20 protein-coding genes are annotated in these 20,247 nt (G+C 70.8%); 13 read left to right on the forward strand and 7 right to left on the reverse strand.

Annotation, left to right across the window (positions count from 1 at the left end; translation table 11 throughout):
• Positions 1–77: 77 nt before the first annotated feature.
• Positions 78–929 carry a glutathione S-transferase family protein gene (locus tag ABT294_RS23030; protein ID WP_350808286.1) on the reverse strand — a complete coding sequence of 284 codons (852 nt, stop codon included), beginning with the start codon at positions 927–929 and terminating at the stop codon, positions 78–80.
• A 46-nt stretch (positions 930–975) separates the two neighbouring features.
• Between ABT294_RS23030 and ABT294_RS23035 the strand changes: the two genes are divergently transcribed.
• The 5 genes from ABT294_RS23035 to ABT294_RS23055 all read left to right on the forward strand — a co-directional run bounded on the left by ABT294_RS23035 (position 976) and on the right by ABT294_RS23055 (position 5,520).
• Positions 976–2,049, forward strand: coding sequence for an MBL fold metallo-hydrolase (locus ABT294_RS23035; protein ID WP_350808287.1), 1,074 nt, complete (start codon positions 976–978; stop codon positions 2,047–2,049).
• A gap of 257 nt (positions 2,050–2,306) precedes the next feature.
• Positions 2,307–3,071 (forward strand): ABC transporter ATP-binding protein, encoded by a 765-nt coding sequence (locus ABT294_RS23040; protein WP_350808288.1) that lies wholly within the window; start codon positions 2,307–2,309, stop codon positions 3,069–3,071.
• A 106-nt stretch (positions 3,072–3,177) separates the two neighbouring features.
• Complete coding sequence (locus tag ABT294_RS23045; protein ID WP_350808476.1) at positions 3,178–4,473, forward strand: LLM class flavin-dependent oxidoreductase; 1,296 nt, start codon at positions 3,178–3,180, stop codon at positions 4,471–4,473.
• On the forward strand, positions 4,470–4,982 hold the full coding sequence (locus tag ABT294_RS23050; RefSeq protein ID WP_350808289.1) for an NADPH-dependent FMN reductase: 513 nt from the start codon (positions 4,470–4,472) through the stop codon (positions 4,980–4,982). The genes ABT294_RS23045 and ABT294_RS23050 overlap by 4 nt, the downstream gene beginning before the upstream one ends.
• Before the next feature lie 43 nt (positions 4,983–5,025).
• Positions 5,026–5,520: a flavin reductase family protein gene (locus ABT294_RS23055; protein ID WP_350808290.1), complete on the forward strand. Its 495-nt coding sequence runs from the start codon at positions 5,026–5,028 to the stop codon at positions 5,518–5,520.
• 110 nt (positions 5,521–5,630) lie between these two features.
• Here the strand turns inward: ABT294_RS23055 and ABT294_RS23060 are convergent, their stop codons facing one another.
• Positions 5,631–5,960 carry a helix-turn-helix domain-containing protein gene (locus ABT294_RS23060; protein ID WP_350808291.1) on the reverse strand — a complete coding sequence of 110 codons (330 nt, stop codon included), beginning with the start codon at positions 5,958–5,960 and terminating at the stop codon, positions 5,631–5,633.
• A complete protein-coding gene (locus tag ABT294_RS23065; RefSeq protein WP_350808292.1) occupies positions 5,957–6,340 on the reverse strand; it encodes a type II toxin-antitoxin system RelE/ParE family toxin in 384 nt (127 codons plus the stop codon). Before ABT294_RS23065 ends, ABT294_RS23060 begins: the two co-directional genes overlap by 4 nt.
• Positions 6,341–6,565: 225 nt before the next feature.
• Between ABT294_RS23065 and ABT294_RS23070 the strand changes: the two genes are divergently transcribed.
• Positions 6,566–7,057, forward strand: coding sequence for a hypothetical protein (locus ABT294_RS23070; protein WP_350808293.1), 492 nt, complete (start codon positions 6,566–6,568; stop codon positions 7,055–7,057).
• A gap of 76 nt (positions 7,058–7,133) precedes the next feature.
• Entirely contained in the window at positions 7,134–8,006 is an 873-nt protein-coding gene (locus tag ABT294_RS23075) for an SDR family oxidoreductase (protein WP_350808294.1), read from the forward strand.
• A gap of 45 nt (positions 8,007–8,051) precedes the next feature.
• Here the strand turns inward: ABT294_RS23075 and ABT294_RS23080 are convergent, their stop codons facing one another.
• Positions 8,052–9,200 (reverse strand): glutathione-independent formaldehyde dehydrogenase, encoded by a 1,149-nt coding sequence (locus ABT294_RS23080; protein ID WP_350808295.1) that lies wholly within the window; start codon positions 9,198–9,200, stop codon positions 8,052–8,054.
• A gap of 357 nt (positions 9,201–9,557) precedes the next feature.
• Between ABT294_RS23080 and ABT294_RS23085 the strand changes: the two genes are divergently transcribed.
• The 6 genes from ABT294_RS23085 to ABT294_RS23110 are packed head-to-tail and all read left to right on the forward strand — an operon-like array spanning position 9,558 to position 16,409.
• Positions 9,558–10,715, forward strand: a complete 1,158-nt coding sequence (locus ABT294_RS23085; RefSeq protein WP_350808296.1) for an ROK family transcriptional regulator — start codon at positions 9,558–9,560, stop codon at positions 10,713–10,715.
• Positions 10,716–10,728: 13 nt separating this feature from the next.
• A complete protein-coding gene (locus ABT294_RS23090; RefSeq protein ID WP_350808297.1) occupies positions 10,729–12,216 on the forward strand; it encodes a sugar ABC transporter ATP-binding protein in 1,488 nt (495 codons plus the stop codon).
• Positions 12,216–13,199 carry an ABC transporter permease gene (locus tag ABT294_RS23095; protein ID WP_350808298.1) on the forward strand — a complete coding sequence of 328 codons (984 nt, stop codon included), beginning with the start codon at positions 12,216–12,218 and terminating at the stop codon, positions 13,197–13,199. The genes ABT294_RS23090 and ABT294_RS23095 overlap by 1 nt, the downstream gene beginning before the upstream one ends.
• Positions 13,196–14,242, forward strand: a complete 1,047-nt coding sequence (locus ABT294_RS23100; RefSeq protein ID WP_350808299.1) for an ABC transporter substrate-binding protein — start codon at positions 13,196–13,198, stop codon at positions 14,240–14,242. The genes ABT294_RS23095 and ABT294_RS23100 overlap by 4 nt, the downstream gene beginning before the upstream one ends.
• Positions 14,243–14,253: 11 nt before the next feature.
• Complete coding sequence (locus tag ABT294_RS23105) at positions 14,254–15,408, forward strand: Gfo/Idh/MocA family protein (RefSeq protein WP_350808300.1); 1,155 nt, start codon at positions 14,254–14,256, stop codon at positions 15,406–15,408.
• Positions 15,405–16,409, forward strand: coding sequence for a sugar phosphate isomerase/epimerase family protein (locus ABT294_RS23110; RefSeq protein WP_350808301.1), 1,005 nt, complete (start codon positions 15,405–15,407; stop codon positions 16,407–16,409). Before ABT294_RS23105 ends, ABT294_RS23110 begins: the two co-directional genes overlap by 4 nt.
• A gap of 58 nt (positions 16,410–16,467) precedes the next feature.
• On the opposite strand, the gene ABT294_RS23115 is transcribed toward ABT294_RS23110, so the two are convergent.
• The 3 genes from ABT294_RS23115 to ABT294_RS23125 form a co-directional block, all read right to left on the reverse strand.
• Positions 16,468–16,908, reverse strand: coding sequence for a hypothetical protein (locus tag ABT294_RS23115; RefSeq protein ID WP_350808302.1), 441 nt, complete (start codon positions 16,906–16,908; stop codon positions 16,468–16,470).
• 130 nt (positions 16,909–17,038) lie between these two features.
• Entirely contained in the window at positions 17,039–18,637 is a 1,599-nt protein-coding gene (locus tag ABT294_RS23120; protein ID WP_350808303.1) for a sensor histidine kinase, read from the reverse strand.
• A gap of 60 nt (positions 18,638–18,697) precedes the next feature.
• Positions 18,698–20,230, reverse strand: coding sequence for a DUF6297 family protein (locus ABT294_RS23125; RefSeq protein WP_350808304.1), 1,533 nt, complete (start codon positions 20,228–20,230; stop codon positions 18,698–18,700).
• Between the last annotated feature and the right edge of the window lie 17 nt (positions 20,231–20,247).

Below are 20,247 nucleotides of genomic sequence, written 5' to 3' on the forward strand. Positions count from 1 at the left end.
GCTTGGCGACGATCGCCGCCAGGTGGTTGCGCACGGTGCCGCTGGACAGCTCGTACTCGGCGAGGCGTCCGTGCGGTTCACGCGGACCAGTCGAGCTCCGGGCCGACCGGGACGATGCGGCTGGGGTTGATGTTGGTCTGGGTGACGTAGTAGTGCCGCTTGATCTGGTCGAAGTCCGTCGTGTCGCGGAACGCCGGGATGGCGTACAGCCTGCGGGCGTACGCCCAGAGCGCCGGGTAGTCCGTCAGCCGCCGGACCGAGCACTTGAAGTGGCCGTAGTAGACCGCGTCGAAGCGGGCCAGCGTGGTGTAGAGGCGGACGTCGCTGTCGGTCAGCGCGTCGAACAGGAACTCCCGCCCGGTCAGGCGCTCCTCCAGGTGGTCGAGGGTGGCGAAGACGCGGGTCACCGCCTCCTCGTACGCCTCCTGGGAGCGGGCGAAACCGGCCTCGTAGACGGCGTTGTTGAGGCCGTGGTAGAGGCGCTCGTTGAGCGCGTCGATCTCGGGCCTGAGGGCCTCGGGATAGAGGTCCGGAGTGGTTCCCCACGACATTTCGAGATCGAGGGTGATCTGCGGGAAGTCGTTGGTGACGATGCGCTGGTCGCGGTTGTCCCAGACGCAGGGGACGGTGTAGCGGCCCGTGTAGTCGGGGTCGGTCGCCAGGTAGAGCTCCGACAGGTACTCCGGGTCGCCGCCGGGAACCCGCCAGCCCTTCTCGTCCCTGATCGGGTCCACGATCGTCACGTCCAGCAGGTCTCGCAGGCCGAGCAGCTCGCGCACGATCAGCACCCGTTGCGCCCACGGGCAGGCGTAGGAGGCGTAGAGGCGGTAGCGGCCGGGCTCGGGCGGGCCGCTGGGCAGCCGGTCGGTGAACCGGTTCGACTGCCGGACGAAGCGCCCGTCGTCGGCGATCTCGCGTGCCAGCTTCATCAACCCAGTAGAACATGATTCGGGCAATAGGGGCACAATCGGGGCCATGGCGAAGTTCGTGGTGACCCCATCCAGCGAGGCGCAGCGCGATGCGTGGCTCGGCGGCACGATTCCGGAGGTTGAGCGGGTCCGTCCCGGACTGTGGTCGGTTCCGGTGCCGATCCCGATCAATCCGCTGCGGTACGTCCTGGTCTATGTGCTGGAGCTGCCAGACGGCGTCGCGATCGTCGACGCGGGGTGGAACACCGACGAGGCCTACGCGGCGCTGGCCGCCGGGCTGCGCGTCGCCGGGTACGACATGACGGACGTCAAAGGCGTCCTGGTCACCCACCTTCATCCCGACCACTACGGGCTGGCGGGACGGATCCGCGAGGCCTCGGGCGCCTGGATCGCCCTGCACCCGGCCGACGCCGCCCTCGTGCACGACCGCTACGACGAGGGCGCCATCGACGCGCTGGTCGCCAGGGAGCGGGCGGTGCTGGTCCGGTCCGGGGTGCCGGAGCTGACGCTGGACGAGTTGGCGGGCGCGTCCATGATGATCAGGCACATGGTGTCGATGGCCAAGCCCGACCGGCTCGTCGAGGACGGGGAGCGGCTCGACCTGCCCGGATGGGACCTGCGGGCGATCTGGACCCCCGGTCACTCGCCCGGCCACCTGTGCTTCGTGTCGCCGTCCAGGAAGGTGCTGTTCTCCGGCGACCACGTGCTCGCGAAGATCACGCCGATCGTGGCCGTGCACCCGCAGTCGGGGCCGAACCCGCTGGCCGACTACCTCGACTCGCTGGCCGCCGTGCGCACGCTGGACGTCGAGGAGGTGCTGCCCGCGCACGAGTACCGCTTCCTGGAGCTCGCGGAGCGGGTCGACTACGTGATGGCGCACCACGACGAGCGGCTGGCCGAGATCGAGCGGGTGGTCGCGGCGGCCGGTGACGGGGTGAGCTGCTGGGCGGTCGCGACCAGGCTGACCTGGTCGCGTCCGTGGGAGACGATCCCGCCGTTCATGCGGCGCGCGGCCAACAACGAGACGCTCGCGCATCTGACCTGGCTGGAGGCGAAGAAGCGGGTACGGCGGGTGCCGGGGGAGCCGGACCTGTGGTTTCCGGAGGCAAATTCCCTGTAAATCAAGTAGGGAAAGTTGACTTATGGTCCGGGCCTGCGTAGCGTCGAACTCATGAGCCCGGACCTGACCCGGCGCGCGCATGTCGACTACTGCCGCGTCGTCAGCGCACAGTGTCACTGATCACGACATAGTCCCCCGTCCCCCACATCAAGAGGACATTTCGTGATCAAACGTGTCGTTCCCGTACTCACTCCCCTCGTCGTCACCGCCTGCGGCACCGCCCAGGGGGCCACGGAAACCCGCTCGGGAGGGGCCCGATGAAGATCGAGTTCATGCACGTCTCCAAGGAGTTCGCCGTCCGGGGCGCCAGCTTCACCGCGCTGTCGGACATCTCCCTCACCGTCGGGGAAGGCGAGTTCCTCACGCTGGTGGGCCCCAGCGGCTGCGGCAAGTCCACGCTCCTGGACCTGCTCACCGGCCTGACCGCGCCGACCCGCGGCGAGATCCGCGTCGACGGCGCGCCGGTGGAGGGGCCGGGCCTCGACCGCGGCATCGTCTTCCAGCAGTACGCGCTGTTCCCGTGGCGCACCGCGGTCGCCAACGTGGAGTTCGGCCTGGAGGCCAAGGCCGTCCCCAGGCAGGAGCGGCGGGACCTCGCCAGGCACTACCTCGACCTGGTCGGGCTGCGCGGCTTCGACGACCGCCACCCGCACGAGCTGTCAGACGGCATGCGGCAGCGCGTCGCCATCGCCCGCAGCCTCGCCTACGACCCCGCCGTGCTGCTGATGGACGAACCCTTCGCCGCCCTGGACGCCCAGACCCGGGAGTCCCTGCAGGAGGAACTGCTGCAGATCTGGGCCAAGACCGGCAAGACCGTCGTCTTCCTCACCCACGGCATCGACGAGGCCGTCTACCTCGGGCAGCGCGTCGCCGTCATGACGCCGAGCCCCGGCCGCATCCGCGAGATCATCGCCATCGACTTCGACTCGCGGGAGGGCGACCCGCGCGCCGACCCCCGGTTCGGGGAGTACCGGCACGCCATCTGGACCCTCCTGCGCGAGGAGGCGATCCCCGTTGCCTGAACCCTCCTCCGCGGGCCTCTCGTCCTCGGCCCTCGACGACCACCGCCCCCGCCCCACCTCCCAGCCGACATCCGCAGCCCCTGTCCACCTGGAGGACCACGTGAGTATGCACCTGAACGCCTTCCTCATGGGTGTCGGCCACCACGAGGCCGCGTGGCGGCATCCGCTGACGGAGCCGCGCCGTATCACCGACCTGCGTCACTTCCAGGAGCTGGCCAGGATCGCCGAACGTGGCAAGCTCGACTCGTTGTTCCTCGCCGACGGGCTGGCGCTGGCGGGGAACGTCCGGCACAACGCGCTGGGCGGGCTGGAGCCGCTGACCCTGCTGGCGGCCCTGGCGGCCGTCACCGAGCACGTCGGACTGATCGCCACCGTGTCCACGACGTACAACGAGCCGTTCCACGTGGCGCGCAAGTTCGCCTCGCTGGACCACATCAGCGGCGGGCGCGCCGGTTGGAACATCGTCACCTCGGCGGGTGAGGCGGAGGCGGGCAACTTCGGCCTCGAACGTCCGGCGCACGGCGAGCGCTACCGGCGGGCGGAGGAGTTCCTACAGGTCGCGACGGCGCTGTGGGACAGCTGGGCGGACGACGCGGTGCTCGGCGACCGCCAATCGGGGATTTATGCCGATATTTCGCGTGTCAGACCGATCAATCATGAGGGGACGCACTTCCGGGTCAAGGGGCCGCTCAACATCCAGCGCCCGCCCCAGGGGCACCCCCTCCTCGTCCAGGCCGGATCGTCCGAGGACGGCAAGGAGTTCGCCGCCAGGCACGCCGAGGCCGTCTTCACCGCGCAGCAAACACTGGAGGACGCCCAGGAGTTCTACGCCGACCTCAAGGGCAGGCTCCCCGCGTACGGCCGCCAACCGCACCAGGTCAAGATCCTTCCCGGCATCTCGCCCATCATCGGGTCCACCGAACGCGAGGCGCTCCGGCTGGAGAAGGAGCTGGAAGAGTTGATCGTCCCCGCGTACGGGGTGCAGCAACTGTCCAACATCCTCGGCGTGGACCTCGCCGCCTACCCCCTGGACGGCCCGCTCCCCGACACCCCGCCCAACCCGGACGGCCAGCAGAGCCGCGTCCAGCTCATCAGGGACCTGGCCGGCAGGGGCAACCTGACGATCCGCGAGGTGATCAGCAAGCTGGCCGGCGGGCGCGGCCACCGGGTCGTCGCGGGCACGCCGGAGCAGATCGCCGACGAGCTGCAGGAATGGTACGAGAACGGCGCGGCGGACGGCTTCAACATCATGCCGCCGCACCTGCCCGGGGGCCTGGCGGACTTCGTCGACCACGTCGTCCCGGAACTGCAGATCCGCGGCCTGTTCCGCAAGGACTACGAGGGCCGCACGCTGCGCGATCACTACGGGCTGGCCCGTCCCGCGCAGGCGGTGGTCGCATGAGCATCGTCACCGTGGTGGGCAACCCGAGGCCCGGGTCGAGGACGTACGCGGCGGCGGTCGCGGCCACCGACGCCGTCGCCGAGCGGCTCGGGCACACCGGTACCCGGGACGTCATCGACCTGTCGGCCCTCGCGCCGGTCATCCTGGCCCCCGGGGCGCACGCCAACGTCGAGATCGCGGTCGAGCTGCTGGCGGGCGCGTCGGTGGCGATCCTGGCCAGCCCGACCTACAAGGCGACGTACACCGGGCTGCTCAAGGCGTTCCTCGACCGGCTCCCATCGAACGCGCTGGCGGGCAAGACGGCCCTGCCCCTGCTGGTCATGGGGCATCCGAGGCACGCGCTCGCGGTGGAGGTCCACTTCCGGCCGCTGCTGGTGGAACTGGGTGCGTTCGTCCCGACACCGGGGCTGGCGCTGCTGGAGTCCGAGCTCCCGGCGGACGAGCCGCTGGCCCGCTGGGCCGACCAGATCGCCCCCCAGATCCTGGCCACGGAAGGCGCGTTGCGATGACGTCGGCGGCCGGCAAGACGGGCGTGGCGGAAGGAGAGGTGCGATGACAGTGACCGACGTACCGGTGGACGCGGGCCCCTTCCGCACCGCACTGGCCCAGCACGCCACCGGGGTCGTGATCGTGACGGCGCACGCGGAGGGCACCCCGGTCGGGCTGACCGCGACCTCCTTCTCCTCGGTCAGCCTCGACCCGCCGCTGGTGTCGTTCTACGTCGACCAGGCCTCCACCACCTGGCCCTGGCTCCGCCTGGCGGACCACTTCGCGGTGAACGTCCTGGCCGGAGACCAGCACGACCTGGCCACCCGGTTCGCCCGCAGGGGCCTGGACCGCTTCGCCGCCCCCACCCGCTGGCACCCGGGCCCCCACGGGACCCCCTTGCTGGAGGACGTCTCGGCCCACCTGATCTGCGTCCCGCACAGCACGATCGCGATCGGCGACCACACCCTGGTGGTCGGCCTCGTCACCGCCGCCGCCACCTCTCCCGCCCGCCCCCTGCTCTACCACCGGGGCCGGTACGGCCGCTTCCTCCCCCACTGACCGGCCCGCCGGACCTCCTGCCGGACGCGCAAAGGCGCTCGTCACGCAGGAGCCCGAGGGGCGGCCCCAGGCCCTCCCGGCCCACCGGGAGGGCCGCCGCCGTGCCCGTCTCAGGCGACCTTGACGGAGTGCGGGCCGACGCTGATCGTCACGTCGACGTGTCCGCCCAACGCGGCCGCGTAGGCCCGGAGAGTCTCCAACTCCATGGCGTCAAGGTCGCCGTTCTCGATCTGGGAGATCCGCGACTGGGAGACGCCCAGGGTGGCGGCGATCTCGGCCTGGGTTTTGCCCAGCGACTTTCGCAACTCCTTCAGGTGGTAGCCGGCCACGTAGGCATCCAGATCGGCTTCGGCGGCGGCCTGCCGCTCCGGGCTGGCCATCTCAGGATGGAGCCGGTGGGCCTCAGCCTTGACCTCCTGCCAGCGGCGTGCAGGGCTCATCGCCTGTCCTCCCTGATCCTTTCGGCCTTCTCTGCGCGGTACTCGGCGTACCGGGACTTGGCCAGCGAGATCGCCTCGTCATACCAGCGTGACCACTTGCCTGCCTTGTCTCCGGCGACGAGGAAGACCGCTTCTCTGTCGGGATCGAAGATGAAGATGATTCTAATCTCAGACCGGCCTCGCGAGCCTGGGCGGAGTTCCTTGAGGTTGTTCAGGTCGTCGTCCTCCAACGTGTCCACCAAAGGACGGCCAAGGGCAGGGCCGACCTCGGCGAGTCGGTCGATCGCCTTCTCGACAAGGCTTGCTGAGTGCGAATCAGACTCGCAGAGTTTGAGGAACCAGGACTCCACCGGTTCCAGCAGGACAATTTCCCGCGCCACCTCGAAAATATAACCTCTGGCTCATATCTTTGTCTGGCTATCGTGGCTTCCGTAGCCTCCGTAGTCGGAGTCCCCGGTCGAGGCCCTTCGTCATCAAGCCGCCGAAGGGGACGGCAGGTCGCTCACGTTTCGTTCGTCGGTGAAGTGTTCGGAACCTAGGTTCGGGACGTCGGCCACGGGGTCCTCCCGTCCTTCGGCCGAGATGCAGCGTGCTGGAGGCCGATGATGAGCGATGAATCCCCGATCCCCGACGGTCGCGAGCCGGCGCAGGTGGTGACCGCGATGACCGAGCACGTCCTGCGTCTGGCGGCCACGTGGACCGCTTGGGACGGCCGTCCGCTGGCGGTCGACGGGCGGGTCTACGCCCCGCACAAGGCGATCCGGCGGGTGGCCGACCACCTCGTGGACCACCTGGCCGAGATGGAGGCGCGGCTGGCCGGGCACGAGCCCGTCCCCGATCACTGGCACGCCTCGGCGAGCACCACCCCCGCCGACCTCGCCCCCTTCACCGAGCAGGACCTGGACGAGGCCCGCAGCCGCCTGACCCGGCTCGCCCGGATCTGGGCGGACCGGCTGAACGCGCTCTCGCCCGACCAGCTCGACCGCTCGCCCGGCAACGGCTGGACCTTCCGCCAGCTCGCCGCCCACCTGGACGGATCGACCTACTACGCCGACGCCGTGGGCGCACTGACCACGACACCGGACAGCGGGCGCTGAACGCTCTCGAACAGGCACGGCGGCGCGGGTTATGGTGCTTCTACTAGAAGTTTGTTCTCCTGCGCTGGAGGGTTCGATGCTGCGGTTCGATGACAGGGTCGCGATCGTCACGGGGGCCGGACACGGCCTCGGCAGGTCCCACGCGCTCCTGCTGGCCGAGCGGGGCGCCAAGGTCGTCGTCAACGACCTCGGTGGCGCGCTCGACGGCACCGGCGCCTCCACGGGACCGGCCGCCGAGGTGGTCGAGCTGATCACGAAGAACGGCGGGCAGGCCGTCGCCAGCGCCGACAACGTCGCCACGCAGGAGGGTGCCAGGGCGATCGTCCAGACGGCCGTCGACACGTTCGGGAAGATCGACATCGTCGTCAACAACGCGGGCATCCTGCGCGACAGGTCGTTCGGGAAGATGACGGTCGAGGAGTTCGACGCGGTGCTGGCCGTCCACGTCCGCGGCTCCTACCTGGTCAGCCAGGCCGCCTACCCGTACATGAAGGAGGCCGGCTACGGGCGCGTCGTCAACACGTCCAGCCCGGCGGGCCTGTTCGGCAACTTCGGGCAGGCCAACTACTCCACCGCGAAGATGGGCCTGGTCGGCCTGACCAAGACCATCGCGATCGAGGGGGCGCGCAACGGCATCAGGGCCAACGCGATCGCGCCCGTCGCCTGGACCAGGATGACCGAGTCGCTGCTCCCCGCCGAGTTCGAGGCCACGTTCACGCCCGAACGGGTCAGCGCGCTCGTCGCCTACCTCGTCCACGACTCGTGCGAGGTCAGCGGCGAGGTGTTCAGCGTCGGCGGCGGCCGGGTGGCGCGGGTCTTCGTGGCCGAGGGGCCGGGCTGGAAGTCCGGCGACATCACGCCGGAGGCGCTCGCCGACAACTGGGAGTCGGTCATGGCCGAGCAGCCGTACGTCCTGACGGCGACGGACTCGATGAAGGCGATGCTCTAGCAGCAGGAGGTGGGGAGCACGCCGTTCGGCGTGCTCCCCACCGTTTCAGCGCCGGCGGCCGTTGGGGTGCAGGACCACCTTGGTCCAGCCGTCGTCCCGCGTGTCGAAGTGCCGGTAGGCCTCGGGGGCCTGCTCCAGCGGCAGTTCGTGGGAGACGACGAACGACGGCTTGGCCCTGTTGGTGTGGATGAGGTTGCGCAGCTGCCGGTTGTAGGCCTTGACGTTGGCCTGGCCGGTGCCCATCTTCTGGCCCTTGAACCAGAACATCCCCATGTCGAAGGGGATCTCACCCTGCTTGGCCAGCTCGTCGGGCGCGCCGGGATCATGGGGCAGGAAGAGCCCGACCACGCCGATGCCGCCGGTCGGCCGTACCGACTTGACCAGGTTGTTCAGCGTCATGTTGGGGTGTTCGACGCCCTGCGGGTCGTGGGCCTGGTAGCCGACGCACTCGCATCCCCGGTCGGCGCCTTCGCCGCCGGTCAGATCCAGCACCTGCTCGACCGGCGAGGCGACGGCGTCGTTGATCGCGATCGCGCCGATCTGCTCGGCCAGCCGAAGCCGGTCGAGGTGCCGGTCGACGACCATGACCCTGCTCGCGCCCCTGATCATCGCGGAGTAGGCGGCCATCAGGCCGACCGGCCCCGCGCCGTAGACGACGACGGACTCGCCCGGCCGCAGGCCCGCCAGTTCGGTGCAGTGCCAGCCGGTCGGGAAGATGTCCGACAGCATCACGTAGTCCTTCTCCTTCTCCTTGGCGTCCGGTGGCAGCCTGAGGCAGTTGAAGTCGCCGTACGGCACGCGCAGGAACTCGGCCTGGCCGCCCCCGAAGGGGCCCATCCCGGCGAAGCCGTAGGCGGCGCCGGCGGTTCCGGGGTTGAGGGTGAGGCAGAAGGCCGTCAGCCCGTCCTCGCAGTTCTTGCAGTGCCCGCAGGAGATGTTGAACGGCATGCAGACCATGTCGCCCACCTTGACCCGGTCGACGGCGGAACCGATGTCGACGACTTCGCCGAGGTTCTCGTGGCCGAGGACCCGGCCCGGTTCCAGGTCGGTCCGGCCTTCGTACATGTGCAGGTCCGAACCGCAGATGTTGGTGGTGGTGACGTGGACGAGGACGTCTGTCGGCCGTTCGATGCGGGCGTCGGGCACGTCCTGCACCACCACGTCGCGCGTGCCGTTGTAGACGACTGCTTGCATGATCGCCTCCCGATTGGCGGCAGACCGGGCCAGGTGCTCGATCTGGCGGGCGCGCCGGTCCGGCGGGGAGGAGCTCACCCGGCTTGGGCAGACGTCACCCTCTCCGAAGCCCCATGCCCGAACAATCGCAGCAAACCGCCCATTTATGGACAAAGTCCAACCCGGATTCGGCCAACTGGTGCGCGCGGCGGTGAAGCGGTGGACGCGGCCGGTCGCCGCGCGTTCCTGTGAGAGATGTCCTGCTGTATCGGCAAAATCTACGCACAAGGCGACTTTGTTCGTCTATCGGCGGAAGTCGCCAGAGTTTGGTCGGTTCATACTCTTGATTTGCCAGATGTGTGATCTTATTGTCGCCGCATGACCCCCCAACCGGGTTCGCCCGGTGACGTCCTCTCGCTCATCAGCGCCGGCTCCGCGACCACCCGATCCGACCTCGCCCGGCTCACCGGCCTGGCCAGGTCCACGATCTCCCAGCGGGTCGACGCGCTGATCGAGAGCGGCCTCGTCGAGGAGACCGAGAGCGGCGAGTCCACGGGCGGGCGCCCGCCACGCCAACTCCGCCTGCGCACCGAGGTGCACGCCTTCGCGGGTGTGGACCTGGGCGCGACCCACTGCCGTGTCGCGCTGATGGACATGTCCGGCGAGGTGCTGGCCGAGTGTGAGGACCCCGTCCAGGTCGTGGATGGTCCCGAGACCGTCCTGGCCCACGTGGACCAGCGGCTCGACCTGCTGCTCGGCCAGGCGGGCCGGCCGAGGTCCGCGCTCAGGGCGATCGGCATCGGCGTGCCCGGCCCCGTGGAGTTCGCCACGGGCAGGCCGAACAACCCGCCGATCATGCCGGGCTGGAACGAGTACCCGATCCCCGAGTTCTTCGCGGGCTGCGAGGTCCTGGTCGACAACGACGTCAACGCGATGGCGCTCGGCGAGCACCGCAACGCCTTCCCCGGCATCCGCCACCTGCTGTTCGTCAAGGTCGGCACCGGCATCGGCTGCGGCATCGTGGCCGAGGGCAGGCTGCACAGGGGCGCGCAGGGGTCGGCGGGCGACATCGGCCACATCCGGGTCTCCGGCCACGAGGACGCGGGCTGCCGCTGCGGCAACAGCGCCTGCCTGGAGGCCGTGGCGGGAGGCGCGGCGCTCGCGCGCCGGCTGACCGAGCTGGGCGTGCCCGCCGAGACGGGCGCGGACGTGGTCGCGCTCGTCCAGGGCGGCAACACGCAGGCGCTGCGATTGGTCAGGGAGGCGGGCAGGCTCATCGGCGAGGTGCTGGCCGGCCTGGTCAACTTCTTCAACCCCGAGGTCATCGTCATCGGCGGCGTCCTGTCGCGAGTCCACGAGCACCTGCTCGCGGGCGTCAGGGAGACCGTCTACCGCAGGTCGCTGCCGCTGGCCACCCATCACCTGTCGATCGTGCCGAGCCGCACCGGGATCAACGCCGCCGCGCTGGGCGCCGGCTCCCTGGCGATCGAGCACTACCTGTCACCCGACAACATCAACCGCATCGTCAACGCCTGAAAGGGAGCCCCCGATGCTGGTCATGAGGGGCATCGTCAAGCAGTTCCCCGGCGTGCGCGCGCTCGACGGGGTCGACCTGGACGTCGAGGCAGGCGAGGTGCACTGCCTGCTCGGCCAGAACGGCGCGGGCAAGTCGACGCTGATCAAGGTGCTGGCCGGCGTCCACCAGCCCGACGAGGGCACGATCAGGTTCAACGGCCGGGACGTCCGCCCGTCGAGCCCGATCGACGCGATCAAGCTCGGTTTCGCCACCATCTACCAGGAACTGGACCTGGTCGACGGGCTCAGCGTGGCCGAGAACATCTTCCTCGGCCACGAACACGCCCGGCTCGGCTTCGTCAACAGGGGCGCCGCCAACCGGGCCGCCCGCGACGTGCTGTCCAGGCTCGGGCATCCGGAGATCCGCCCGTCCACCGAGGTCGGACGGCTCTCACCGGCCGCCAAGCAGGTCGTGTCGATGGCACGGGCCCTCTCCCACGACGCCCGCCTGATCATCATGGACGAGCCGTCCGCCGCGCTCGCCCACGACGAGGTGGCGAACCTGTTCCGGATCATCCGCGAGCTGACCGCGCAGGGCGTCGCCGTCGTCTACATCTCGCACCGGCTGGAGGAGATCCGCGAGATCGGCGACCGGGTCACCGTGCTGAAGGACGGCCGCACGGTCGCCGTCGGCCTGCCCGCCCGCGACACCCCGACGTCCCAGGTCGTCTCGCTGATGACCGGCAGGAACGTCGAGTACGTCTTCCCGCCGCGCGCCGCGGGCCCGCCGGGCGACGAGGTGCTGCGGGTCGAGCACCTGACCGCGCGGGGCGCGTTCGCGGACGTGTCGTTCTCGGTGCGCGCGGGCGAGATCGTCGGGCTGGCCGGGCTCGTCGGCTCCGGCCGGTCGGAGATCCTGGAGGCGGTGTACGGGGCGCGCCCGGCCACCGGGCGGCTCCTGCTCGGCGGCGAGCCGGTGCGCCGCGGCGACGTCGTCCAGATGGTGCGGCGCGGCATGGGGCTGGCCCCCGAGGAGCGCAAGGCCCAGGCCCTGCTGCTCGACCAGAGCGTCACCGCCAACATCACCCTCGGCAGCCTGCCCGGTTTCGCCAGGTTCGGCTGGATGGACCGGGGGCGCGAACGGGCCGAGGCCCGGCGGCTGGTGGAGGCGCTCGACATCCGGCCACCCGACCCGGAACGTCCGATCAAGACGCTGTCGGGCGGCAACCAGCAGAAGGCCGTGCTGGCCCGCTGGCTGCTCGGCGGGCGCAGGCTGCTCCTGCTCGACGAGCCGACCCGAGGGGTGGACGTCGGGGCCAGGGCCGAGCTGTACGCGGTCATCCGGGGGCTGGCCGACCAGGGCATCGGCGTGCTGCTCGTGTCCAGCGAGGTGCCGGAGGTGCTCGGCCTGGCCGACCGCGTCCTCGTGCTGCGCGAGGGGACGGTCATCCACGAGGCGGACGCCGGGGAGCTCGACGAGCACCGCGTGCTCGACATGATCATGGATGGGAGGGCGGCCTGATGACAGGCGACGCCAGAAGACCGGGCGGCGGAGCGCTGGCCCGGCTCGGCGACGTGCCGCACCTGGGCCTGTTCGCGGCGCTCGGGCTGCTCGTGATCGTCGGCCTGGTGACCAGGCCCGACAACTTCGCCACCACCGCGAACCTGGTCAGCATCCTGTCGCTGGCGGCCACGATCGGCGTCATCACCGTGGGCGCGACGTTCGTCATCATCGGCGGCGGCATCGACCTGTCGGTGGGCGCCGTCATGGCGCTGGCCTCGGTCTGGGCGACGACCCTGGCGACGCAGTCGTACGGGCCGTTCGTGATGGCGCTGTGCGCGATCCTCGTCGGCACCGGGGCCGGGCTGGTGAACGGGCTGCTCATCGCGTACGGGCGGCTGGTGCCGTTCATCGCCACGCTGGCCATGCTGGTGGCGGCGCGCGGGCTGGCGCAGCGCATGTCCGACCGCAAGACCCAGCTCATCCAGCCGGGCAACACCGCCATCGTGGACCTGTCGACCACACGGGTGGCCGGAATCCCGCTCCTCGTCTACATCTTCGCGCTGGTGGTGGTGCTCGGCGCGATCCTGCTCTACCGCACCACGTTCGGCCGCCGCACCTACGCCGTCGGCGGCAACCCCGAGGCGGCCAGGCTCGCCGGCATCAACGTGCGCAGGCACACCATGCTGCTGTACGCCCTGTCGGGGCTGTGCTGCGGCGTCGCCGCGATCCTCATCATGGCCCGCACCACGACCGGCTCGTCCACCCACGGCGACCTGTACGAACTCGACGCCATCGCCGCCGTCATCATCGGCGGCACCCTCCTCACCGGCGGCCGCGGCACGATCACGGGCTCGATCCTCGGCCTGCTGATCTTCACGCTCATCACCAACCTGTTCATCCTCAACGGGCTCAACACCAGCGACCAGCTGATCGCGAAGGGCCTGATCATCGTCGTCGCCGTCCTTCTCCAGCGGCGGAACCTGAAGGAGAGAGCACCATGAGCCAGAACGTCGCGCGCAGGGGATTCCTCGTCGGCGGAGCCGTACTGTTAGCGGCCGGCTGCACCAGCAACGAGCCCGCGGCGGCGCCCTCCAGCGCGGCGCCCGCGCCCGCCCCGGCGGCCAGCGGCAACGACCAGCCGGGCACCAAGGTGGTCATCGGCTTCTCCGCGCCCGCGGCCGACCACGGCTGGATCGCCGCCATCGCCAAGAACGCCGAGAGCGCCGCCAAGCAGTACAGCGACATCGACTTCAAGCCCGTCGAGCCCACCAACGACATCAACCAGCAGATCTCCGCCGTCGAGTCGCTGATCGCGGCCAAGGTGAACGCGCTGGTCATCCTCCCCAACGACGGCCAGCAGCTGAACCAGGTCGCGCTACAGGCGACGCAGGCCGGCATCCCCGTCATCAACCTCGACCGGGTCTTCCCCGACAAGCTCGCCTACCGCACCTGGATCGGCGGCGACAACTACGGCATGGGCGTCGCGGCGGGCCAGTACATCGGCAAGAAGCTCAAGGACAAGGGCGTCTCCAACCCGGTCATCGTGGAGATCCAGGGCATCGCCACGCTCCCCCTCACCCAGGACCGCAGCAAGGGCTTCGCCGACGCGCTGAAGACGTACGGGTTCAGCGTCACGGCCAAGCAGGACGCCAAGTTCACCGTCGAGACGGGCAACCAGGTCGCCGCCAGCCTCCTCCAGGCCCACAAGAAGATCGACGCGCTCTGGAACCACGACGACGACCAGGGTGTCGGCGTGCTCGCCGCCATCAAGGAGGCCAACCGCACCGAGTTCTTCATGGTCGGCGGCGCCGGCTCGCTCAACGCCATGAAGGAGATCCAGTCGGGCGGCTCCGTGCTGGAGGCCACCGTCACGTACAGCCCGACGATGGCGTCCTCGGCCGTCAAGCTCGCGAGGCTGATCGCCCAGGGAAAGGGCATGAGTGACCTCGTGGAGAACCAAGTTCCACAGTCCATCACGCTGGCGTCGGAGACCATTACCAAGGAGAACGTCGAGAAATACCTGCCACTCGGCTTCGAATCCTGATCGGGGGTTGCATGTCAGACAAGACCACGGTCGGCGTGGGCATGGTCGGTTACGCGTTCATGGGCCGCGTCCACTCCCAGGCGTGGCGGAGCGTGGGGGCCTTCTTCGACCTGCCGCTGGCACCGCGGATGGCGGTCCTGGCGGGCAGGTCGAAGGACCGTACCGCCGCCGCGGCCGCCCAGCTCGGCTGGGCGGACGTCGAGACCGACTGGAGAGAGCTGGTACGGCGGGAGGACGTGCAGATCGTCGACATCTGCACGCCCGGCGACTCGCACGCCGAGATCGCCATCGCGGCCCTCGAAGCCGGCAAGCACGTGCTCTGCGAGAAACCGCTGGCCAACACCGTCGCCGAAGCCGAGGCGATGGCCAGGGCGGCGGCCGGCGCGCCCGGCAAGAGCATGGTCGCCTTCAACTACCGGCGGGTGCCCGCGCTCGCGCTGGCCCGCCGGTTCGTGGAGGAGGGCAGGGTCGGCGAGATCAGGCACGTCCGCGCCGCCTACCTGCAGGACTGGATCGTCGACCCCGAGTTCCCGCTGGTCTGGCGGCTGCAGAAGGACAAGGCGGGCTCGGGCGCGCTCGGCGACATCGGCGCGCACATCGTCGACGCCGCCCAGTACGTCACCGGCCAGCACGTCGTCGGCGTCTCCGCGCTGACGGAGACGTTCGTCAAGGAACGCCCCCTGGCCGCGGAGTCGGCGGGGCTGGGCGCGAGCAGCGCCGGCTCCACCGGCCCCGTCACCGTGGACGACGCCGCGCTGTTCATCGGCCGCCTGTCCGGCGGCGCGCTCGCGTCCTTCGAGGCCACCCGCTTCGCCACCGGACGCAAGAACGCGATGCGCATCGAGATCAACGGCTCGCTCGGCAGCCTGGCCTTCGACTTCGAGGCCATGAACGAGCTCTGGTTCTCCGAGGGTGGCGGCGGCTTCGAACGCATCCTCGTCACCGAGCCCGACCACCCGTACGTCGGCGCCTGGTGGCCGCCGGGTCACGGGCTCGGTTACGAGCACACCTTCACCCACGAGATCAAGGACTTCCTGGAGGCGATCGCCCAGGACACCGACCCCGTGCCGTCGTTCGCCGACGGCCTGCGGGTGCAGCGGGTGCTGGCGGCGGTCGAGCGCAGCGCGGCTGACGGCAGCCGCTACACGAACGTGGAGGACGCATGAGACCCGTCACGTTGTTCACAGGGCAGTGGGCCGACCTGCCGTTCGAGGAGGTGTGCGAGCTCGCGGCCGGATGGGGCTACGACGGCCTCGAGATCGCCTGCTCGGGTGACCACTTCGACGTGGCGCAGGCCATGGCCGACCCGTCGTACGTGGAACAGAAGCACGCACAGCTCGACAAGCACGGCCTGAAGGTCTGGACCATCTCCAACCACCTCGTCGGCCAGGCCGTCTGCGACCACCCCATCGACGAGCGGCACAAGGCCATCCTGCCCGCCCGCATCTGGGGCTCCGGCGACCCGGAGTCGGTGCGGCAGGCGGCGGCGGAAGAGCTCAAGAACACCGCCAGGGCGGCGGCGCTGCTCGGCGTCGACACCGTGGTCGGCTTCACCGGCTCGTCGATCTGGCACACCGTCGCCATGTTCCCGCCGGTGCCCGCGTCCATGGTCGAGGCGGGCTACCAGGACTTCGCCGACCGGTGGAACCCCATCCTGGACGTCTTCGACGAGGTGGGCGTCCGCTTCGCGCTGGAGATCCACCCCAGTGAGATCGCCTACGACTACCACACCACGGTCAGGACCCTCGAGGCGATCGGTCACCGGCCCGCGTTCGGCCTGAACTGGGACCCGTCGCACATGGTCTGGCAGGACCTGGACCCGGTGGCCTTCATCCTGGACTTCGCCGACCGGATCTACCACGTCGACTGCAAGGACACCCGTGTCCGCGTGGGCGACGGCCGCAGAGGCCGCCTGTCCTCGCACCTGCCGTGGGCGGACCTGCGCAGAGGCTGGGACTTCGTCTCCACGGGCCGCGGCGACGTCCCCTGGGAGGACTGCTTCAGGGCGCTGAACTCGATCGGCTACACGGGCCCGATCTCGATCGAGTGGGAGGACGCGGGCATGGACCGGCTGGACGGCGCGGAGGAGGCCCTCACCTACATCCGCCGCCTGAACGCCATCACCCCGCCCACCGCCTCCTTCGACGCGGCCTTCTCCACCACCTGACGCGAACGCCCCCGGCTCGGTTTCGGAGCCGGGGGCGTCCAGTGGACGTGTCAGACGGTCACATGCCCTGGAACTTCACCTTCGGGCAGCACTTCGAGTGGAACTGCGTGGCAGCCCGCTTCATCTGGCGCCTTGCCTCGTCCTTCTTCTCGTCCGACATCTTCCGCCAGGCCGAGGCGTTCTCCTTCACGACCTTCGGGGCGGGAGGCGCGAAGTACTTGTCGTACCGGGCGCGGCACTCCTCGCCCCTCGCGGTCGTGTCGTTCTGGAAGGCCTCCACGCAGGAGTCCTCGGCGGCCTTCCAGCGGGCCACCTTCTTCGGGTCGGGGTCCGACTCCACCTGGGGGGCGGAGTGGGCGGCCGCCGCGAACGGGCAGGCGGCGGTCTGGGTCTGAGCCTGGGCGAAGGCGGCGTCGGCGAGCCCGAGCGCCGGGACGGCGCCGGAGGCGACGACGGCCGCGCCGATGACCCGAGCGAGCATGAGAGTTCCCTTGTTCATGCCCTCGGGTCTACTGACCCTGGCGACGGCGTTCACCCCGAACCACTCAGCCTGGCCCAACTCTTGGACGCGGCTTGACCTCCCAGAGTGGAGAAATCCTCCCGGACGGCGTCGTCCAGCCGCATCCCGGTCAGGCGGTGCTTCTCGTAGCCGGATAGGGCAGCGTCGCGGCGAGCCGCCAACCCCCTTCGCCGTCAGGACCCGCCGAGAGGGCGCCCCCCAGAGCCTTGGCGCGCTCGCGCATGCCCGCCAGCCCGTGCCCCGAGGACGGCAGCCGCTCCCGCACGGTGGGCGGGCAGGCGTTGGTGATCTCGACGGCCATTCCGTCGCCGCTCTCCGACACCCTGACCCGCACCCGGGTGCCCGGCCCCGCGTGTTTCAGCACGTTGGTGAGCCCCTCCTGGACGATCCGCGCCGCCGAGGCGCGGGCCACCAGCGGGGCGTGGTCCACCGCCGGATCGAGGTCGAGGTCCACCAGGAGCCCGGCGCCGGTCATCCGCTCCGCGGCCTCCCGGACCACGTCCCCGGGGTCGGCCAGCAGGTCGGGCTCCTTCTCCGGGTCCCGCAGGACGTCGAGGAGGCTGCGCAGGTCCTCCAGCACCTGGTGCCCGGTGTCGCGGATGTCGGTGAGCGCCTCGGCCGCCGGGCCCTCGGAGGTGGCGTAACGGGCGGCGCTCGCGCGCAGCACCATCGCGCCGACGTGGTGGGCGACGATGTCGTGCACCTCGCGGGCGATGCGCTCCCGCTCGGCCAGCCGGTCGGCGCGGATCTGGGCGATCACCAGCCGTTCCGACTGGCGGACACGCAGCCGCTCCGACTCGGTGGCGGCCTGGCGTGCGCCCAGGTAGCGGCCGATGGCGACCGGCGTGATCACGAGGAGCATCAGGATGAAGGCCCTGAACGGGGTGATGTCGGCTGTGCTCGTGACGATCGCGATCGCGGCCAGCCCGCACGCGGCCAGGTAGACCACCAGATTCCAGGTCCAGGACGCGACCCGCATCGCGAAGACCGCCACGCTGATCAACGCCAGCACCATCGCCGTGTTGGTGGCCCTCGGCAGGTACTGGTCGGCCGCCAGCAGGATGACGCCCTCGAACAGGAAGACCATGCCGGGCAGACGGCGCGCCACGCCCAGCGCCAGGCCCGCCACGACCACCACCAGGCCGTTGGCCCAGACCGGCTGGGTGCCCGTGTGCCAGGACGTCCAGGTGCCGAGCACGGACAGCGCCACGCCCACGCCGCCCAGCAGCACGTCGGGGGTGACGTCGCGTTCCTGGAGGCGTCCGGCGGGGCCTCGCAGGTAGGCGCCCAGGACGGCGGGCAACACCGATACGAGCACCGAGTAGAACCAGGCGTTCCGGGTCATCGTGACGCCCGGGTCGGCCAGGTTGATCGCCGTCGCCGCGACGCCCACCAGCACCGCCAGGGGGGTGAACTGCCAGCGTGACAGGTAGGCCACCAGGCCGATCCCCACGCACAGGAGCATCTGGGCGGTGTTGGAGGTGAAGGCGCTGATCTGGTCGGTGTAGACGAGGAAGGCGGCCAGGTACAGCGTGACGGGCACGGGGAAGCGCCTGACGAACGCCATGGGCGCGCCGACCAGCACCGAGAACGTCATCACCACCCAGACGGGTGAGGAAGGGCCGCCGGATTTGCCGGACAGGAGCAGGTCGAGCCCGATCCCGCACGCGCCGAGCAGGATGTCCAGCCACGCTCCTCGCCATCGCATGACCATGACGTTACTGAAACCGGCCGCGTGCTCACTCCGTTGTGAGGAGGAGACCGCGGGCTAGGCTGACCGGCCCGCTCGGCTGCGGAGAACGTAGCCCGCGAGGACGGCCATCCCCAGGGCGGCCTGGGCCGCGAGGAAGCCGCCGAGCGAGCCCGGACTGCCCACCAGCGCCGCGATCACCGGAACGCACCCCAGGACGGCGAGATCCACGCCGATGAGAGCCCAGATGAGCGGGCCCGTCGGGACGGCGCCGCCTGGCGTGTCGATGACGGGCATCGAATGGTCGACAGGCCCGCGCCGAGCCATCCGCAGCGCCGCCGCGGCGATGGCCGGGGCCGTCAGCGGGCCGAACAGCCACCACGTCCCGGCGGGGAGCCAGCCCGCCAGTGACAGCCCGGCCAGCGCGGTCGTCGTCCAGACGCCGCTGAGCAGCGCGGGCAGGAGGGCGCGAGCCGCCAGCGCCTGACGGTGGCCGACACCGGTGAGCCGCGCCAGGCTCGGGTTGTCGGAGTCCCGCCTGGCGCCGGACGTGGCACCCGCCGCGATCGCCAGCGCGCCTGCCAGCACGGACGCTCCCACCGCCACCGGCGACCCACCCGCCCCGGCCAGCACGGCGGGCAACGCGGCGGTGGCGAGCATCGCAGCCAGCCGCCCGGGCCGCCGGCCGGCACGCAGCCAGTCCTGCCAGGCCGGCGCGAACGGCGTGGCCAGCCGCGTGACGCGCTGCCAGGCCGGTGCGGGCGGGGCGGTCAGGTGGGTGTGGTGGACGCGGAGCAGTGCCGGCCACGGCCTGGAGCGCAGGCTCCTGGCTCGCCAGTGGTTGTCCTCGGCGATCCAGGTGAGGGCGCCGGGGTCCAGGGTGACGGTGGCGGTCGCGACGTGCCCGGCGCGGGTCGAGGCCGCCAGGATCGTCCGGGACGGGATGCGGGCGAGCGCCGTCCACGCCCGCCGGATCAGCAGGGTGGACGTCAGCGCGGCGGCCGAAGCGGCGGCCGCCACGGCGGGAAGGGGCGCGGCGGCGACGGCGGCGAGCACGCCGCGCGCCTGGCCGCTGGCGGCGACCACGGCCACCACAAGCAGCGCGACCAGCCCGGCGGTCACCCAGGCGTGCCAGGACTGCGACGCCTGCCCGAGCACCGCCAGCGCCATCCCGCCGGCGGACGCCGACACGCCGAGCACCAGCGCCGCCACCAGCCGCCAGACCAGCTGGTCGGGAGCGCCCAGCACCGCCAGCAGGCCGAGCCCGAGGCCCACACCCGCCACGACGGAGACCAGCAGCAGGACCCGTCCCGTACGCCCCAGGACGCCCCGCCGGTCCAGCGGCGACAGGACCAGCCAGGCGGCGTCGGCGGCCGTCACCACGACCGGCCCGGCGGCGCGGGCGGCGGCGACGAACCCCGCGTACGCCAGCACCACCAACGCCACCCCCGGCCCCACCTGCGCGATCTCGACCCGCCCGGCCAGCCCCGCCAGCGCCGACGAGATCGGATGCCCCGCGACCACCGCGGCCATCGCCAGCGCGAACAGGACGACGTACCGGTCGAGCAGGCTCACGGGCGCACGCCCACGAGCCCGCACGAACGCCCGCACCGACCCCACTCCTTGCG

It is taken from the genome of Nonomuraea sp. NPDC000554 (assembly GCF_040300065.1).
Classification (GTDB): Bacteria; Actinomycetota; Actinomycetes; order Streptosporangiales; family Streptosporangiaceae; genus Nonomuraea.

Excerpts from the sequence above, each read along its gene's own strand:
- ABT294_RS23120 (WP_350808303.1), bottom strand. The coding sequence starts at position 18,637 with ATGCGATGGCGAGGAGCGTGGCTGGACATCCTGCTCGGCGCGTGCGGG.
- ABT294_RS23095 (WP_350808298.1), top strand. The coding sequence starts at position 12,216 with ATGACAGGCGACGCCAGAAGACCGGGCGGCGGAGCGCTGGCCCGGCTC.
- ABT294_RS23105 (WP_350808300.1), top strand. The coding sequence starts at position 14,254 with ATGTCAGACAAGACCACGGTCGGCGTGGGCATGGTCGGTTACGCGTTC.
- ABT294_RS23075 (WP_350808294.1), top strand. The coding sequence starts at position 7,134 with ATGCTGCGGTTCGATGACAGGGTCGCGATCGTCACGGGGGCCGGACAC.
- ABT294_RS23090 (WP_350808297.1), top strand. The coding sequence starts at position 10,729 with ATGCTGGTCATGAGGGGCATCGTCAAGCAGTTCCCCGGCGTGCGCGCG.
- ABT294_RS23110 (WP_350808301.1), top strand. The coding sequence starts at position 15,405 with ATGAGACCCGTCACGTTGTTCACAGGGCAGTGGGCCGACCTGCCGTTC.
- ABT294_RS23100 (WP_350808299.1), top strand. The coding sequence starts at position 13,196 with ATGAGCCAGAACGTCGCGCGCAGGGGATTCCTCGTCGGCGGAGCCGTA.
- ABT294_RS23045 (WP_350808476.1), top strand. The coding sequence starts at position 3,178 with ATGCACCTGAACGCCTTCCTCATGGGTGTCGGCCACCACGAGGCCGCG.
- ABT294_RS23050 (WP_350808289.1), top strand. The coding sequence starts at position 4,470 with ATGAGCATCGTCACCGTGGTGGGCAACCCGAGGCCCGGGTCGAGGACG.
- ABT294_RS23060 (WP_350808291.1), bottom strand. The coding sequence starts at position 5,960 with ATGAGCCCTGCACGCCGCTGGCAGGAGGTCAAGGCTGAGGCCCACCGG.
- ABT294_RS23080 (WP_350808295.1), bottom strand. The coding sequence starts at position 9,200 with ATGCAAGCAGTCGTCTACAACGGCACGCGCGACGTGGTGGTGCAGGAC.
- ABT294_RS23070 (WP_350808293.1), top strand. The coding sequence starts at position 6,566 with ATGAGCGATGAATCCCCGATCCCCGACGGTCGCGAGCCGGCGCAGGTG.
- ABT294_RS23055 (WP_350808290.1), top strand. The coding sequence starts at position 5,026 with ATGACAGTGACCGACGTACCGGTGGACGCGGGCCCCTTCCGCACCGCA.
- ABT294_RS23115 (WP_350808302.1), bottom strand. The coding sequence starts at position 16,908 with ATGAACAAGGGAACTCTCATGCTCGCTCGGGTCATCGGCGCGGCCGTC.
- ABT294_RS23030 (WP_350808286.1), bottom strand. The coding sequence starts at position 929 with ATGAAGCTGGCACGCGAGATCGCCGACGACGGGCGCTTCGTCCGGCAG.
- ABT294_RS23040 (WP_350808288.1), top strand. The coding sequence starts at position 2,307 with ATGAAGATCGAGTTCATGCACGTCTCCAAGGAGTTCGCCGTCCGGGGC.
- ABT294_RS23085 (WP_350808296.1), top strand. The coding sequence starts at position 9,558 with ATGACCCCCCAACCGGGTTCGCCCGGTGACGTCCTCTCGCTCATCAGC.
- ABT294_RS23035 (WP_350808287.1), top strand. The coding sequence starts at position 976 with ATGGCGAAGTTCGTGGTGACCCCATCCAGCGAGGCGCAGCGCGATGCG.